The following is a 16,268-nucleotide window of genomic DNA, read 5'->3' as shown; positions in this document are numbered from 1 at the left end:
CCTCGTCAGCTAAGGGGGGTGTAATCCGGGGGCGACAGCCGGCCCGTCGACCGCACGGTCGACGGGCCGGCGACCGCTCAGGGGCCGTCGGGGTAGACGAGGTGAACGCGGATGTTGGTCCAGTTCTGCGGGCAGGTCGCGGCCTGGCAGGTGTCGGGGGCGTGTACCCCGACGAGTTCGGGGCTCGGATGCCACGTCTTGCCGTAGTCGTAGGAGACCTCGAAGTACGTGGACTCGCTGAGGTTGCCCGGGTCGAACGTGGTCCGGGCGTACATCCCGAACACCGGCGCGATGGCCTCCCATCCCGGGGAGAACGAGGGCGCGCCGTCGATGATGTACCGGTCGTCCCTCAGCCGCTGCCGGTCGGAGCCGACCGGGCCGACGATGAGCCACTGGGGCCGGTCGATGAACGAGTTCTGCCCGAGGTCGTTGCTGAGGAACTTCACGTGGTTGGCGGGGACGATCTGGAAGCCGCCGCGGACGTTCTCATCCCAGCTGAACCCGACGTACGGCGAGGTCGAGAACGTCAGCGCGCCGGGGTGGTTGGTGTCCATCTGGCCGACCTGGGCGAACTCCGTGCCGCCGAAGCGCCCGGTGCCCTCGACACGCTGCACGACGTCGGCCACCCGGCTCTTCTCGCCCTTGGCGTAGCCGACGTAGATCCCGCCGTTCTGCGCGTGCGTCCGCCCGGCGACCGTGTCTCCGGCCGCCCAGTTCTCGAACTCGAGGTAGGTCGGTGAGGAGTTCCGCACCACCGGCCGGTAGGCGGTGAAGCGCAGCCGCCGCGGAGGCGCCGCGTTCGGGTCCCGGCGGAAGTGCTCGGCGATGGGGAGCCAGGACTGTCTCGCATCGTCGAAGTAGCTCAGCGGCGAGCCGGTGGGCAGCGAGCTCTTCCCGCCGAAGATCCCCGAGCCACCGCGGATGTCGGTGTAGATGGTGTCGGCCAGCCAGTTGCCGTGGTCGGCGTCGATGTAGCGGTCGGGGCGGATGTTGAGGAGGCTGGTGGTCCAGTCGCGCTGCCCGGTGGCCGGGTCGAAGTTCTCGTAACGCAGCGGGTCGTAGCTCTCCTCGGGCCAGACCTTGGAGCGCAGGACGTAGACCGACGTGGCGAGCAGGTGGCCCGCGGTGCCGTCCACGGCGCGTGAGTACTTCGACGCCCAGAATCCGTCGTTGGCCTCGACGGTCGCGGTCGCCGGCCGTTGCACGTGCCCGAGCACCGTCCGCTTGCCGTCCAGTGCGACGTGCTCGATGGCGCCGCCGGTGACGTTGTCGATCTCGACCTGGAACTGGGCGACGAGGCGCGGCTTGTTCTCCGGCATGGCCTGCGGGGGGATCTGCGCCCCCGCCATGTTGGTGATGCCCGACGACGCGCGGAGTGAGGGGTCCGGGGTGAGAGGCGACGCGCTCGCCGCGGTGGCGGGGACGAGCAGCGCCATCGCGGCGACGCTCGCCCACCACAGCCGGGCGCCGCGGCGCCGACGGTCCGTTGTGGCGTGGGGGGTGTCCGAGCGCGCTGCTCGGCGGGTGGGAACCATGGGGGGCGGCTCCTCCTCTTCTGGTGATGCGCATTATCACGCGTACGGTGCCGTCAGTGTTTCCAGCGAATCGTCGGCCTGTCAATATCCACCCTTGACTGATAATGCGCTTCACCTCCATGATGATGCGCATTATCGGGCTGGGTGCAGCCCGCGGAGGAGGCAAGATGATCAGGAAGTTGCGTGGAGCCTCGCGCCTGGCAGCCGCTCTCGTCGCGGTGACGGTCCTGAGCGCGTGCGGCACGGGCGGCGGCGCGCGCTCAGGCGCTGACGCGGGCACTCTCCGGGTCTGGTTCCCCGGCAATCTCAGCGAGGAGATCGCCTGGGTGAACGAGAAGCTGGTCCCCGCTTTCAAGGCGGAGCACGGGGTCGACGTCCAGGTCGAGTTCGTCGACTGGGCCAACCTGGCCACGCGGCTGTCGACCGCCTTCGCCGGCGGCACGGCCCCCGACGTCTTCGGACACGGCAACGCCGCGGCCGCCGGGTACGCCGCCAACGACCGGGTGATCGCGCTGGACGACTACCTCGCGAAGATGCCCGCCGACGACGTGGCGGACCTGACGTTCCTCGACCAGGGCAAGGTGAACGGAAAACAGGTCATCATGCCGCTGCGCGGCTTCGGCCACCTGCTCGCCTACCGCGCCGACCTGGTCAAGGAAGCGGGCCTCGACCCCGACTCCCCACCCAAGACGTGGCCGGAGCTGCGCTCGGCGGCGGACCGGCTGGTCGTGCGCAAGGGCGACTCCATCACCCGCTCCGGCGTGATCATCCCCGCCGACGACCCGACGAGCATGTCGCAGGCCTTCGGGAGCTTCCTGTTCCAGGCCGGCGGAGCCTTCCTCGACGAGAGCGGCACGACGATCACGTGGAACTCCGAGGCGGGCAAGCGGGCGCTCGGCTTCCTCGTCGATCTCTACAACGGCCCGCAGGCGGTGTCCACCGGCCTGGGCGAGGCGACGAGCGGGGCCGGGGCGCAGCACCCCCTCGTCACCGGGCGAGCGGCCATGGCCGTGATCACCGAGGCCACGCTCAAGAGCATCCACGAGCAGGCGCCCGACGTCGCCGCGCAGATCAAGGTGGCGCCGCCGCTGAAGGACGCCGTGGCGGCATCCTTCGGCGGGGCGGGCAACGGGTTGTTCATCAGCGCCGACTCCAAGCACAAGGACCAGGCGTGGAAGTTCATCGAGTTCCTGCTCAAACCGGCGAACGCCAAGGCGTACGTCCAGGCCGTCGGGGGCATCCCGGCGCGCGCGTCCCTCGCCTCCGACCCGGACCTGGCCGCGAAGCCGTACATCAAGCCGTACATGGACGCCGCGTCCCAGTTCCGCGGGAACCCCAACGTCGAGACGTGGACGCAGCAGCGCGAGGCACTCGCCGCCGAGATCGAAGCCGCGCTGCGCGGCAAGGTGCCCGCCGGTGAGGCGCTCGACCGCGCGGCGGCGAAGGCCGCGCCGCTGCTCAAGCGGAACTGACCGGCGGACGCGAACGGATGAAGCCCCATCATGGTGACTGACACCCTGTCGGCGGGAGCACCCGTCAGCCCTGATCCCGCCCGGACGGCACGCGGGCCGAGGCGGCGCTCGCTCTACTCGGCCCAGCGCCGAGCGGGCTGGATCCTGGTCCTGCCCGCCGTGTTCGCGCTCTCGTTGGTGACGATCGTCCCGATCGGGTACGGCTTCTACCTCAGCCTGACCTCGTACAACCCGGTCGAACGCGGCGGTCCCAGGTTCCACGGCCTGGACGGCTATCTCGCCGTGCTCGCCTCCGGCGAGTTCTGGCACGCCATCTGGGTCACCGCCCAGTACTCCTTCGGCACGCTCGTTCTGGCGGTGCCGGCGGCCCTCGGCCTGGCGCTGCTGGTCAACGGCCGGTTCCCGGGCGTCGCCCTCTTCCGCGCGGTGCTCTACCTGCCGCGCGTGGTGCCGCTGGTCGCGGTGAGCATGATCTGGCTCTGGCTGTACTCCCACGACGGGCTGTTCAACTACCTGCTCGACCTGGTCGGCCTGCCGCCGGTGAACTTCCTCACCGACGAGGACACCGCCCTGGCGTCGTTGATCGTGATGCGGGCCTGGAAGGCGCTCGGAGGCAGCATGATCATCTTCCTGGCCGGGCTCCAGGGGGTCCCGAAATCGCTGCTGGAGGCCGCGTCCGTGGACGGATGCGGGCGCTGGCGGACGCTGCGGCACGTGATCCTGCCCCTGCTCGCGCCGATCACCACCTACGTGGTCGTGGTCGACCTCATCTACCTCGCCCAGTCCTTCTCCGAGATCTACGTCCTGACCTCCGGAGGCCCCCTGTCCTCGACCACCGTCCTCAACATGCTGATCTACAACGAGGCCTTCGAGCACTACCGGCTCGGCAACGCGAGCGCCATGGCGTTCCTGCTGTTCTGCCTGATCTTCGGACTCGCCTACGTCAGCATCCGCACGATGTCGAGAGGAGGCCGACGGTGAACGCGCGACCGAGGATCGGCGGGACCGGACCGCGCAGGACCGTCCTCGCCGGAGCCGCCGCCCTCCTGGTGGCGATGCCGTTCGTCTGGATGGTGTCGCTGGCTTTCAAGCCGAAGACCGAGGTGTTCGGCTACCCGCCGAGGCTGCTGCCCGAACAGCCGACGCTGGACAACTTCTCCTACGTCTGGAACTCCACGAACATCCCCGCGGCGATGACGAACAGCCTGATCGTGGCGGCGCTCACGGTCGCGGGGAACTGCGTCGCGGCGACCGCGGCCGGCTATGCCCTGGCGCGCATCGACTTCCGCGGGTCGAGGTTGCTGTTCACGGCGGTGCTCGGCAGCGCCATGGTGCCGTCCATCGTGCAGCTGATCCCGCTGTTCCTCATCGTCAAGGGCTTCCCGCTGGCCGGCGGCAACGACCTGTTCGGCCAGGGCGGCACCGGGCTGCTCGACTCGCACGCCGGGCTCGTGCTGCCCATCCTGGTGCAGCCGTTGAACATCTACCTGGCCCGTCAGTACTTCCTCGACATGCCCCAGGAGCTGGCGGACGCCGGCCGCCTGGACGGCGCCGGTGAGCTGCGCATCTTCTGGCAGATCTATCTGCCGCTGGCCCGGCCGATCGTCGCCACCATCGCCATCCTGTCCTTCACCGGCGCCTGGGAGGACTTCCTGTGGCCGCTCGTGGCCGTGTCGTCGCCGGAGATGCAGACGCTGCCGCTGGCGCTCAGCTCGTTCGCCGGCAGCGGCGTCACCCAGTACGGCCCGCTGATGGCCGGCACGTTCCTCGCGATCGTGCCCGTCCTCGTGATCTTCATCGCGGGCCAGCGGCACTTCGTCCAGGGGCTGGGCTCGGGAGGGATCAAGGGATGAGCCGACGGACGCCGATCGTGACGTTGCTCCCTCTCGACGACCGGCCGGTGAACACCGGCCACGTCGCCGGACTGGCCGGCATCGCCGGAACCCGGCTGCGCCTTCCGCCGGCCGAGCTCCTGCCTCCTCGGGGCGCGCCCGCGGACATGGACGGAACGGCCCGGTGGCTGGAGCGTTCGGCGGCCGGCAGTGACGCCGTCGTCGTCAGCGTCAACCAGCTCGCCTACGGTGGGTTCGTCGCCTCCCGGCGCACCGCCGAACCGCTGGCCCGGACGCTGGCCCGCCTCGACGTGCTGCGCCGGATCCGGGCCGAGCGGCCGGCGCTCGGCGTCCACGCCTTCGTGACGCTGATGCGGACCAAGCGGTTCGACGGCGCCGGGGCCGAGCCGGAGTACTGGGACCGGTACGGCCGGCGGTTCTTCACCCTGTCCGAGGAGACCTACCGGGCCGAACACGGGCGGCCGAGCGCGGCTGAGCAGGCCCGGGCGACGATACCCGCGCCGTTCGTCGCGGACTTCTTCACCCGGCGGATGCGCCTGCACGCCATGCAGCTCGCCTGTGTCGAGCTGGTCATGGAGGGGGTCGTGGACACGCTGTCGATCCTCGTCGAGGACAGCACGGTCGAGAGCGTGTCCACCGGCGAGCGGGAGTGGCTGGAGAACTGGATCGCCCGCCTCGGCGCGGGCGACCGGGTTCGCTGCCTTCCCGGCGCCGACGAGGCCGGCGCCGTGCTGACCACGCGGGCCGCGCTGGAGCACGCCGGCCTGCGGCCGAGGGTGGCCGTCGTGTGCCTCGACCCGGACGCGCTCCGGCGGATCGCGCCGTACGAGGACGTGCCCGTCCGCGACACGGTCGCGGGCCAGGTCGCCGCTGTCGGAGCCGAGCTGGTCGACGACGCCGGCCGGGCCGACCTCGTGCTCGCCGTGCATCCGCCGGGGGCGCCGCCCCGCGACTGGTGCGCCTGGCCGGACGTGCCGGAACGCGCGGGCGACGACGCGGCGCGGCTCGCCGCACGCCTGCGCGACCAGGTGGACGCCGGGCGCCTGGTCGCGGTGGCGGACGTCGCCGACGCGAACGGCGCCGACCCCGCGCTGATCACGGCGTTGCGCGACGCCGGTCTCCTCCGGCGCCTCGCCGGATACGCCGGCTGGAACACGGCCGGGAACACGATCGGCAGCGCGCTGGCCCAGGGATGCAGCCGGCTGCTCGCCACCGACGACCGGCAACTGGTCGAGCACGCCCGGACCGTCACCCACCGCCTGGTGGATGATTGGGGGTATCAGACCTCGGCGCGGCGCGAGGTTCTCGCCGCGGGGACGGCCGACGGGGGCGGCCGGATCCACCGGGTCGCGCGGGAACTGGACGACCGCCTCGCAGAGCTCGGTCCGCCCGCCGGTGACTTCCGCATCGTGCCAGGCAGCGTGTGCTTCCCATGGGATCGTCCCTTCGAGATCTCCTTTGAGCTGGAGCACCTCGAGGAAAGGAATGATCACCTATGAAGGACGTACAGCGACGCCGGCCTCGCCAGTCCGACATCGCCAAGCTGGCCGGCGTCTCGCAGACGACGGTCTCCATCGTGATCAACGGGAGGGAGTCGGACACGATCCGGATCCCCCCGGAGACGCGGCAGCGTGTCTTCGAGGTGGCCCGGGAGCTGGGATACGTCGCCGATCCGGTGGCGCGCAGCCTCGCCGGCGGCATGAACCGCCTGATCGGCGTCTACACGTTCGAGTCGATGTTCCCGATGGACCAGCACGACTTCTACCACCCGTTCCTGGTGGGCATCGAGGCCGCGGCCGAGGCGCTCGGCTACGACATGCTGATGTTCACCAGCGCCACCGGCTCCGACGGCGGCAGGTCGATCTACCGCGACGGCGTCAACCGGCTGCGGCTCGCCGACGGGTGCGTGCTGCTCGGCAAGGAGACCAACCGGGACGATATCGCCAGGTTGCGGGACGAAGGGTTCAGGTTCACCCTGATCGGCCGTCGTGACGTGCCCGGCCCGATCACGTACGTCACCGCGGACTACGCGACCGCCACGGAGAAGGTCGTCGACCACCTGGTGGAGCTCGGGCACGAACGCATCGCCTATCTGACGGCGGCGGATCCGAGCGAACCGACCGCGGACCGCGACACCGGGTTCTGGGCCGCCCGGGACCGGCACGGGCTGGACACCGACGGGCTCGTCCTGCCGGTCCGCAAGGAGGCGGGACCGACGGCCGACGAGGTTCGGCGGCTGCTGGGAGCCGGGGCCACCGCGTTCGTCGCGCACGAGTCGGTGGTCGCCCTCCGGCTACTCGACCTCCTCGGCGACCTGGGCGTCGACGTGCCCGGCGCGTGCTCGGTGGCCGCGCTCAACGACCCGCCGGACGCCGTACCGGGGCCGGAGCTCACCTGCTTCCGCATACCGCGGCGGGAGATGGGAACGCGCGCGGTCGAGTTGCTGGTCGAGCAGCTCGATCTGGACACGGAGGTCGAGCCGCAGGCGGTCGCGCTGCCGTGCACGTTCGTCGCTGGACAGACCAGCGGCCCCAATCGAAAGGGATCATGAGTGACAGAGTTCCGCGCAGACGTGCTGGTGGCCGGCGGAGGACTGGGCGGCGTCGCGGCGGCGCTCGCCGCGGCCGCGAACGGCGCGCGCGTCGTGCTCACCGAGGAGACGGCCTGGCTCGGCGGGCAGCTGACGACGCAGCTCGTCCCGCCCGACGAGCACCCCTGGATCGAGTCCTTCGGAAGCACGGCGGGCTACCGGCGCCTGCGAAACGGAATCCGTGATTACTACCGGAGCTGGTATCCGCTGCGCTCCGCGTCGCGGGCGCTGGCACACCTGAACCCCGGCGCGGGCCGGGTCGGTCCGCTGTGTCACGAGCCCCGTGTGGCGCTGGCGGTGATCGAGGCCATGCTCGCGCCATGGCAGGCCACCGGGCGGATCGTCGTGCTGCGCCGGCACGTCCCGACCGCCGCCCAGGTCGACGGCGACCACGTGCGCGCGGTGACCTTCCGCGACCTGGAGGGCGGACGTGACGTGACCGTCGCGGCGACGTTCGTCCTCGACGCCACGGAGACCGGGGACGTGCTGCCGATCACCGGCACCGAGTTCGTGACCGGCGCCGAGTCGCAGGCCGACACGGGCGAGCCGCACGCCGCGGCGACGGCGCAGCCGTCGAACATGCAGGCGGTGTCCGTGTGCTTCGCGCTCTCGCATCACGCCGGGGAGAACCACACGATCGACAAACCGGACGACTACGCCACGTGGCGGGATCTGGCGCCCGAGTGGTGGCACGGCCCCCAGTTCGGCTGGGTCGCCCCTCACCCGCACACCCTGGAGCCCCGACGCTACGCCTTCACCCCGAACCCCGACGACGACCCGACCGCCATCGTCGCCGACCAGAGCAAGGACCCGGGGTCGGACGAGCTGTGGTCGTTCCGGCGGATCCTGGCCAGGAACCACTTCCGGCCGGGCATGTTCGACAGCGACATCACCATCGTGAACTGGCCGATGATCGACTACCTCGGCGGCCCCCTCATCGGCGGCACGGCGGAGCAGAACGCGACCCACACCGCGGCCGCGCGGGCGCAGAGCCTGAGCTTCCTCCACTGGCTGCAGACCGAGGCTCCCCGGCCCGACGGCGGCAACGGCTGGCCCGGCCTGCGGCCGCGCCCCGACGTCACCGGCACAGCCGACGGCCTGGCGATGCGCCCGTACATCAGGGAATCGCGACGGATCCGCGGGCAGTACCGGATCGTCGAGCAGGATCTCGCGGTGGCCGTACGCCCCGAAGGCGCGGTGACCTACGACGACAGCGTGGGGGTCGGCGCGTACCGGATCGACCTGCATCCTTCGACCGGCGGGGACAACTACATCGACATTCCCGCCTGGCCGTTCCAGGTCCCGATGCGCGCGCTGGTTCCCGAACGCATGCGAAACGTGATCGCCGCGGGCAAGAACATCAGCACCACGCACATCACCAACGGGTGTTACCGGGTCCATCCGGTCGAGTGGACCGTGGGTGAGTCCGCCGGCCACCTCGCGTCGTTCTGCGTGGCCCGCGGCGCCGAGCCGCACCAGGTCACGGCGACGCCGAGCCTCCGGGCCGAGGTTCAGGAATCGATGGCCAGGCACGGCATGGAGCTGAGCTGGCCGAACGTCACCTACTACTGAGGCGGAGTTCTCGAATGCGTTTGCCTGAATCGCGGCTGGCCGTCCTGGTCAGCCTGCCGCGCAACGAGACCGCTCTCGCGGAGGCGGCGCGGCACGCGGGAGCCGACGGCCTGAAGGTGCACACGAACGTCCGGCACCGGGCCTCCGGGACGGCCTTCGGGTCGCTGGACGCCGAGTGCGAGCGGCTGCGCCCGATCCTCGCGCTCGGCGTCCCGACGGGCCTCGTCGTCGGCGCGGCGGGATCCGTGTCGACGACGGAGATGCTGGCGGCCCGCGACATGGGGTTCGACTACTTCGACGTCTACGCCGCCGACGCGCCCGCCGATTACGTCGAGGCGTGCGGACCGGTGGCGGCCATGGTGGCGCTGGGGCCGGGCGACGGTCCGTCCCAGGCCCGCGCCCTGGTGCGGCGCGGGGCCCAGGCGCTCGAGCTTTCCACGCTCGAACCCGAGCGGTACGGCACGCCGTTGACGCTCGCGACCTTGGCGAGGTTGGAAGCGGTGGCGTCGGTGGTCGACGTGCCCGTCGTCGTGCCGAGCCAGCACGCGCTGGAGCCGCGTGACCTCGCGCTCCTCCGGGAGGCGGGCGCGGCCGCGGTGCTGCTGGGCGCGGTGGTGACCGGCGCGGACTCGGCCACGTTCGGCGCGCGGATCGCCCCGTACGTCGCCGCTGCCCCCTGACGCGGGTTCCAGCCGTTCCGCCGCGGTGAGGACGAAGCCGCCGACGTCACCACCTCGTGGCGCCGGGGTGCCGGCCGCGCCCCGCCGGGCGCTCCGGGGTCATCCGGTGGCGGCGTGGAAGATCAGGACGCCGAGGGCGACGCCGCCCGCGATCGCGATCACGTGCAGCACGATCGACAGGGCGCGGATCGCGGTGTGGTTCATGCGTCGGGTCCGTTCAGCAGGAGGTTCTTCGCCCGGGTGTACTCGGCGTCGTCGATCCGGCCGGCCTGGTGGAGCGCGGCCAGCCGCTCCAGCTCGCCGACCAGGCCGCCTTCGGTCGCCGGCGTATGGAGGGCTCCTCCCGCCGGAGCCGGGGTTCTCGCCGGGTCGGGCACGTGCGCGGGAGCGGCGACCACCCGCCGGGGGATCGGGAGTGGTCCCCCGGCGGGCCCGGACGGCGCCGGCCCCCAGAACACGCCGAGGAAGACGTCCCGGTTGCGCAGGAACAGCAGCGGGACCCCGCCCATCAGGATGAAGAGCACCGCGCAGACCATGAAGCCCCCGTCGACGCCGTCCCCGGCATGCAGGGCCGAGTCGAGGAAGGCGTATCCGAGGCTGAGGAACAGCGCGGGCCAGGCCAGCGGGGTCAGCCGGGGCCCCACCGGGAGCGAGCTCGCGATGTAAAGGCCCAGCCCGGCTATCCCGCCGAAGATCGAACCGGGGATGATCCAGCCGATGCCCTCGGGACAGGGCGTCGCGATCTCGTACGGCCCGCCGGAGCCGCAGGCGCCGCCGATCGACATGACGGTGGAGGAGCCCAGATAGAGCAGGGTCAGACAGCAGCTGACGGCGCCCAAGCCGACGAGCGTCCCAAGGGAGCGCCGGACGAGCCGCAGGGGGGTGAGCACGCTCGCATCGTAAAAGCGGCGTGCCCCCTCAGACCAGAGGATGGAACGATCCCACGCCCCCTCCGGTGCTCCGGGTTGAGGCGGCCGGGCCGTTCCGCAGTACCGGCGGGCGAGGGTGTGCGGCCGACTGGGCAAAGTGCCCACCCTCTCACTGGGCATATGGTGCGACATGCGCAGAATGCTCAAGCGCCGGCCACGTTCTTGAGCGCGGCCAAGATCGTTGCTTGAATTTTGCGCATCCGAAATGTCAGTGAAGGGTGTGCACATAATGACCAGCCCGGTGACCGGCCCGCGGACGACCACTGAGTTCGCGGTGCTACGCGAGGTGGAGAACCGTGTGCTCTGGCTTTCCTCGGCCGTCATCCACCACGCGAACCGGGTGCGGGAGAACCCCTCGGGTTTGAAGGTCGGCGGCCACCAGGCGTCCTCGGCGTCGATGGTGTCGATCATGACGACCCTGTGGTTCCGCCATCTGCGGCCGGAGGACCGGGTGTCGGTGAAGCCGCACGCGTCTCCGGTGCTCCACTCGATCAACTACCTGCTCGGCCGGCTGGACGCGTCGTACCTGCCCCGGTTGCGGGAGTTCGGCGGGCTGCAGAGCTATCCGAGCCGGATCAAGGACCCCGACCCGGTGGACTACTCGACCGGTTCGGTCGGGATCGGGGCGACCGCGCCGATCTGGGGCGCCCTGTCGCGTCGCTACGTCGACACCGTGCTGGGCGGCGCCGGCACCGGCCGCCAGTACTCGCTGGTCGGCGACGCCGAACTCGACGAGGGCGCGGTCTGGGAGGCCGTGCTCGATCCCACGGTCGGCGAACTCGGGGAGGTGGTGTGGGTCGTCGACCTGAACCGGCAGTCGCTGGACCGGGTGGTGCCCAACATCGCGGCCGACAAGCTGCAGGGCATGTTCGCGGCGGCGGGCTGGCAGGTGATCACCGTCAAGTACGGGCAGCTGCTGGAAGAGCTGTTCGCCCGGCCGGGCGGGGCGGAACTGCGCAGGCGGATCGACGAGATGCCCAACCCCGAATATCAGCGGCTGCTGCGGTGCGGCGCGCAGGAGCTCCGGCGGCGGCTCGCCGGGGTGGGCCGAGGCGCGGCGGAGATCCAGGCGCTGGTCGACCAGGTCGACGACGACACGTTGGTGGACGCGATCGCGAACTTGGGCGGCCACGACCTGGAGGCCCTGGACCGGGCGTTCTCCTCCATCGACGACACGCGTCCCACGGTGATCTTCGCCTACACCGTCAAGGGGTACGGCCTGGCGACCAGGGGGCATCCGCAGAACCACTCGGCGCTGCTGACCCAGCAGCAGATGCAGGAGCTGGCCGACCGGGTGGGCGGCGACCTGGACGACCCGTGGCGGGCCTTCTCGCCGGACAGCGCTGCGCACTCCCTCTGCGCGCGGACGGCGGAGCGGCTGCGGAGGCCGGAGACACCGTCGATCCAGCCGCCCGACCTGCCCGCCGACATCGGGCGCACGCCGTCGGGCACCGCGACCACCCAGGCCGCCCTGGGGCGTACGCTGCTCGACCTGACGCGGGCGGCTCCGGAGGCGGCCAAGCGGGTGGTCACCGTGAGCCCGGACGTCAGCTCGTCCACCAACCTCGGAGGCTGGGTGAACAAGGTCGGCGTCTGGTCGGCCAACGAGCGCCTCAACTGGTTCGCCGACGACGCCGAGACCATCCTGCACTGGCACGAGAAACCGACCGGCCAGCACATCGAACTGGGGATCGCGGAGACCAACCTCGTCAGCCTGATCGGGGAACTGGGCACGACCTGGAGCCGGTGGGGCCAGCCGCTGCTGCCGATCGGCGTGCTCTACGACCCGTTCGTGGAACGCGCGCTGGAGCCGTGGTCCTACGGCATCTACGCCGGCGGGCAGTCGATCCTGGTCGGCACGCCGTCCGGCGTCTCGCTGGCGTCGGAAGGCGGCGCGCACCAGTCGATCAAGACACCGTCGATCGGCCTGGAACAACCGGGCTGCGTCTACTACGAACCGGCGTTCGCCATCGACACCGAGTGGACGCTGCTCGCCGGCCTGGCCCGGCTGGGCAAGCCGGACGGCACCTCGGCCTATCTGCGGCTGTCCACGCGTCCCGTCGACCAGACCCTGGCGGCCGTACCCACCGACCCCGCGGCGCGGGAACGGCGGAGGCGGCAGGTGGTCGCGGGCGCGTATCCGCTGCGGCGCGCGGCGAACCCCAAGGTCACGCTCGCCGCGATGGGCGCGGTGGTGCCGGAGGCGCTGGCCGCGGCGGACCGGCTGGAGCTGCTCGGCATTCCGGCGGACGTGGTCTGCGTGACGAGCCCCGACCTGCTGTACCGGGCGGTGCGGGCCCGTCAAGGCCATGAGCAGGCCGAGTCGTGGGTGCTGGACCAGACGTTCCCCGCCGAACGAGCCGCTCCCCTCGTCACGGTGCTCGACGGGCATCCCCACACCCTGTCCTTCCTCGCGACCGTCAACCGGGTGCCGACCACGGCGCTGGGCGTCACCCGCTTCGGCCAGTCGGGGTCGCTCGACGACGTCTACCGGTACCACGGCCTGAACGCCGACAGCATCGTCGCCGCCGCGCTGGACCTGGCCGGCTGACGAACTCGACGGGTTGAGACGACGCCGGCGAATCAGTGGGATACCAAGGTCTGATTCGCCGGCGCCGGTCAGTCCGGCCTTAATTCACTCGCCGGGAAATGAGGCGCTTGCCGAGCCGTTGCGCCGGAGCCTCCACGAAACGCCACGTCAGCGCGCTCAGCCCGAGCAGTGCCCCCACCACGCAGGCCAGCGCCACCAGCCGCGTCCCTAACGGAACAGCCAGCGGCTCCGGCCAGAACCACGCCACGCTTTCCAGCAGCAGCGGGTGCAGCACATAGATCGAGTAGCTGACCAATCCCAGCCACGCCAAAGCCCGCGGCATCCTCCAGTGCCGCAGCGCCATCCCTGCCGCGAAGGTGACCCAGGCGGCGACTGTGGCCGTCTGGAAGCCGAACCCCCCACGCGCGAGCCAGATCCCGGCCACCGGCACCAGCGCCACCCACCCGGCCTGCCGCCACGAGATCTCGCCCTGCTCAGCCCGATACAGCGCCGTTCCGGCGAACATGGTGGCCAGGATCAGCAACCCCTGCCAAGGGCCCGGATAGCTCTGGTTGACCGCCAGCAATCCCAGCACGGTGACTCCGATGACGATCGCGCCGGCGTGCCGTACCGCACCTGCCCCCTTGAGAACTGCGGCCAGGCCCACCGCCAGCAGGACGGTCACCACCAGGGCGACCGTCAGCATCCGGCCCGACCTACCGGCCGACAGCAGCGCGACCGGCAGCGTGCCCGCGCCCAACACGGCCGCCGCGGCGAAGCCGAGCGCGCTCGTGGTGCTCCTCCGGTTCATGCCGAGGGTGAACATCGCGGTCAACAGCAGGTAGAAGGCCATCTCGTAGGACAACGTCCACAGCACGCTGACCAGATTCGGCATGGACTGCAGGTTCTGCAGCATCGTGAGATGCCCCAGGGCCAGGGAGAACGGCCGGGTGCTCCACCAGATGTGCGGATCGTCCCAGCCCAGTGCCACCAGGAGCGCCATGCCTGCCACGGACACACCGAACAGCGGATACAACCGGAAGAAACGAGAGATCCAAAAGGCCCGTACGTCGCCTCGCCGCTCCAGCGACGCGGGCACGATGTAGCCGCTGACCAGGAAGAACACCATGACCCCGTACCAGCCGGGTTCGAAAACCGCCTTGATCGGGAATCGCGCCTCAGGGAGCAGCGGCTGGAGCGCGTGCTCGAAGACCACCACGAGAGCGGCGATACCGCGCAGGGCGTCGAGCCAGGCCATTCGTCGCTGAGTTTGCTGCGGCGGTGACTGAACAGTCAGCATCCGGCCATGCTAACGATCATGAAGCCGGGACTTCCCTGGAACGACACAATCTGGCCAGGTACGGCCTGGACGCCGATGGGTTATCACGCAGCAGTCCACCTGCTCTTCGGGCATGCCCGTCAATGACCGCCAACGGCGCCGGCCGCCGTCGCACAAACTCCGCGGCCGGCGGGCCTCCTGCCAATTTGCTGACAGCTCATGACGCCCAACCGTCACCGGCGACCCTCCCTACCTGGCCCAACGCAACTTCGGGAGTTCCGGGGCCGACACGAAACCTCCACCGAGACAGCCCAACGCAATATCTCGATTACTGTCAGTAACATCACCGTGGATTCGATCAACACGAATTGCCCCTGACAGATCGGGAGCTCCATGGTGATAGCACAACGACCCAGGTCCGCACTCGCCACGCTGGCCTGTGCCCTGACGGCACTGCTGGCCACATCGGCGACGTCGGCGACAGCCGACACCGGTGCACACACCGTCACCACGACGCGGCAGGCCACCACACACGCCGCCCCCGCGCCCTGCGTCCGGCAGGGGCAGGCGAATTACCCCGTCGACTACTACTGGAAGAACGCGCTCGGCATGAGGCTGGGCAGCGGGTCGGTCTCGGTCGTCACCTCCCCCTCCCTGTGGGGCGGGCAGATCGCACCGGGCAGCACCTTCACCCTCACGCTGACGCACCGCACGGCCCAGTGGCCGCTGCTGGTGCGCACCTACACCACCACCTGGGACCTGTCCTCCCTGCTGGCCAACGCCGACATCGTCAGCCAGTCGGGGACCGGCACCATCAACGGCACCACCTTGTCGATCACCTCGCCGGGCTCCAAGACCGACCCGCCCGCCAAGGTGATCACCTTCCAGGTCCGCCAGGGAACCGTCGGAAACAGCATGACCATCCGGCCGACCGGGATCAGCAGCGTCATCGCCGCGCCGGGCCAACTCGGCAACAACACGCCCGCCCCGCCGATCCAGATCGTCAGCGGCCAGTCGATCTCGCCCACCCGGGCTGCCGACGACACCGCCACCACCCAGGGCAACCCCGTCAGCATTCCCGTCCTGGCCAACGACACCGGCACCGCACCGGTGATCAGCAGCGTCACCGCTCCCGGCCACGGCACCGCGACGATCTCCGGCGGCAACGTGGTCTACACGCCCGGCCCCGGCTTCGTCGGCGCCGACACCTTCACCTACACCATCACCACCGACTGCGGAACCAGCACCGCCACAGTCACCGTCACCGTCCCGTGCACCGACACGCCCGTCACCTTGGCCAACGGCAGCTTCGAGTCACCCCCTGTGACCGGGTTCCAGATGCTCCCCGACGCCACGACCAACCCGGGCATCGGCTGGCAGACCACCGCCACCGACCACCTGGTGGAGTTCTGGCGTACCGGCTTCAACGGGGTCCCATCAGCCGATGGGCAGCAGTTCGCCGAACTCAACGCCAACCAGTTCTCCACGCTGTATCAGGACCTGCCCACCGTTCCCGGAACCGTCATGACCTGGTCGCTGTACCACCGGGGCGTCGCGGGCACCGACACGATGCACGTGCTCATCGGCGCCCCCGGCGCGACCGTCGCCCAGACCCCCACCGGAGCGTCCTCACCCGACATCACCGACGGCAACACCGCGTGGCGTCGCTACACCGGGACGTACGTCGTCCCGCCGGGGCAGACCGTCACCCGGTTCTCCTTCGAGTCAGTGTCGACCGCGGGCGGTAACCCGGCGACCGGCAACCTCCTGGACGGTGTCGTCTTCGAGACCCCGCGCTGCCCGGTAAGTTGACGCCCTCTTAGCTTGA

General features: G+C 70.6%; 12 protein-coding genes. 9 read left to right on the top strand and 3 right to left on the bottom strand.

From position 1 onward, the window contains the following. Window positions 1-77: 77 nt before the first annotated feature. The gene (locus ACQP1V_RS18610) at window positions 78-1,535 is read right to left on the bottom strand and encodes a hypothetical protein (RefSeq protein WP_433424696.1); all 1,458 of its coding nucleotides are present in this window, start codon (window positions 1,533-1,535) and stop codon (window positions 78-80) included. Between the two features lie 167 nt (window positions 1,536-1,702). Between ACQP1V_RS18610 and ACQP1V_RS18605 the strand changes: the two genes are divergently transcribed. From ACQP1V_RS18605 to ACQP1V_RS18575, 7 genes are read left to right on the top strand one after another with little or no spacing between them, the layout of a single operon-like run. Continuing rightward, window positions 1,703-3,007: an ABC transporter substrate-binding protein gene (locus tag ACQP1V_RS18605; RefSeq protein ID WP_387410603.1), complete on the top strand. Its 1,305-nt coding sequence runs from the start codon at window positions 1,703-1,705 to the stop codon at window positions 3,005-3,007. A 30-nt stretch (window positions 3,008-3,037) separates the two neighbouring features. Beyond that, complete coding sequence (locus ACQP1V_RS18600) at window positions 3,038-3,988, top strand: carbohydrate ABC transporter permease (RefSeq protein ID WP_433424692.1); 951 nt, start codon at window positions 3,038-3,040, stop codon at window positions 3,986-3,988. Continuing rightward, on the top strand, window positions 3,985-4,860 hold the full coding sequence (locus ACQP1V_RS18595) for a carbohydrate ABC transporter permease (RefSeq protein ID WP_387410599.1): 876 nt from the start codon (window positions 3,985-3,987) through the stop codon (window positions 4,858-4,860). Before ACQP1V_RS18600 ends, ACQP1V_RS18595 begins: the two co-directional genes overlap by 4 nt. Further along, a complete protein-coding gene (locus tag ACQP1V_RS18590; protein WP_433424688.1) occupies window positions 4,857-6,359 on the top strand; it encodes a DUF4127 family protein in 1,503 nt (500 codons plus the stop codon). The genes ACQP1V_RS18595 and ACQP1V_RS18590 overlap by 4 nt, the downstream gene beginning before the upstream one ends. Next, window positions 6,356-7,411, top strand: coding sequence for a LacI family DNA-binding transcriptional regulator (locus ACQP1V_RS18585; protein WP_387410595.1), 1,056 nt, complete (start codon window positions 6,356-6,358; stop codon window positions 7,409-7,411). The genes ACQP1V_RS18590 and ACQP1V_RS18585 overlap by 4 nt, the downstream gene beginning before the upstream one ends. Further along, the gene (locus tag ACQP1V_RS18580; RefSeq protein WP_433424685.1) at window positions 7,412-9,022 is read left to right on the top strand and encodes an FAD-dependent oxidoreductase; all 1,611 of its coding nucleotides are present in this window, start codon (window positions 7,412-7,414) and stop codon (window positions 9,020-9,022) included. Window positions 9,023-9,036: 14 nt separating this feature from the next. Continuing rightward, the gene (locus ACQP1V_RS18575; protein WP_433424682.1) at window positions 9,037-9,702 is read left to right on the top strand and encodes a hypothetical protein; all 666 of its coding nucleotides are present in this window, start codon (window positions 9,037-9,039) and stop codon (window positions 9,700-9,702) included. Window positions 9,703-9,902: 200 nt separating this feature from the next. Here the strand turns inward: ACQP1V_RS18575 and ACQP1V_RS18570 are convergent, their stop codons facing one another. Then, window positions 9,903-10,592 (bottom strand): SHOCT domain-containing protein, encoded by a 690-nt coding sequence (locus ACQP1V_RS18570; RefSeq protein ID WP_433424679.1) that lies wholly within the window; start codon window positions 10,590-10,592, stop codon window positions 9,903-9,905. A 268-nt stretch (window positions 10,593-10,860) separates the two neighbouring features. Here ACQP1V_RS18570 and ACQP1V_RS18565 point away from each other — a divergent pair, with 268 nt between their 5' ends. After that, the gene (locus ACQP1V_RS18565) at window positions 10,861-13,182 is read left to right on the top strand and encodes a transketolase-like TK C-terminal-containing protein (protein ID WP_433424676.1); all 2,322 of its coding nucleotides are present in this window, start codon (window positions 10,861-10,863) and stop codon (window positions 13,180-13,182) included. A 79-nt stretch (window positions 13,183-13,261) separates the two neighbouring features. Here the strand turns inward: ACQP1V_RS18565 and ACQP1V_RS18560 are convergent, their stop codons facing one another. Then, window positions 13,262-14,419, bottom strand: a complete 1,158-nt coding sequence (locus ACQP1V_RS18560) for an acyltransferase family protein (protein WP_433424673.1) — start codon at window positions 14,417-14,419, stop codon at window positions 13,262-13,264. Between the two features lie 414 nt (window positions 14,420-14,833). Here ACQP1V_RS18560 and ACQP1V_RS18555 point away from each other — a divergent pair, with 414 nt between their 5' ends. Beyond that, window positions 14,834-16,252, top strand: coding sequence for an Ig-like domain-containing protein (locus tag ACQP1V_RS18555; RefSeq protein ID WP_433424671.1), 1,419 nt, complete (start codon window positions 14,834-14,836; stop codon window positions 16,250-16,252). The last annotated feature ends 16 nt before the right edge of the window (window positions 16,253-16,268 follow it).

It is taken from the genome of Microtetraspora malaysiensis, from assembly GCF_050947145.1.
Taxonomy (GTDB): domain Bacteria; phylum Actinomycetota; class Actinomycetes; order Streptosporangiales; family Streptosporangiaceae; genus Microtetraspora_A; species Microtetraspora_A malaysiensis.
The sequence above is the reverse complement of the archived record's forward strand: the minus strand, read 5'-3'. Positions and strand labels throughout refer to the sequence as shown.

Coding starts and splice junctions, on each gene's coding strand:
- ACQP1V_RS18610 (WP_433424696.1), bottom strand. CDS start 1,535: ATGGTTCCCACCCGCCGAGCAGCGCGCTCGGACACCCCCCACGCCACA.
- ACQP1V_RS18605 (WP_387410603.1), top strand. CDS start 1,703: ATGATCAGGAAGTTGCGTGGAGCCTCGCGCCTGGCAGCCGCTCTCGTC.
- ACQP1V_RS18600 (WP_433424692.1), top strand. CDS start 3,038: ATGGTGACTGACACCCTGTCGGCGGGAGCACCCGTCAGCCCTGATCCC.
- ACQP1V_RS18590 (WP_433424688.1), top strand. CDS start 4,857: ATGAGCCGACGGACGCCGATCGTGACGTTGCTCCCTCTCGACGACCGG.
- ACQP1V_RS18585 (WP_387410595.1), top strand. CDS start 6,356: ATGAAGGACGTACAGCGACGCCGGCCTCGCCAGTCCGACATCGCCAAG.
- ACQP1V_RS18575 (WP_433424682.1), top strand. CDS start 9,037: ATGCGTTTGCCTGAATCGCGGCTGGCCGTCCTGGTCAGCCTGCCGCGC.
- ACQP1V_RS18565 (WP_433424676.1), top strand. CDS start 10,861: ATGACCAGCCCGGTGACCGGCCCGCGGACGACCACTGAGTTCGCGGTG.
- ACQP1V_RS18560 (WP_433424673.1), bottom strand. CDS start 14,419: ATGGCCTGGCTCGACGCCCTGCGCGGTATCGCCGCTCTCGTGGTGGTC.
- ACQP1V_RS18555 (WP_433424671.1), top strand. CDS start 14,834: ATGGTGATAGCACAACGACCCAGGTCCGCACTCGCCACGCTGGCCTGT.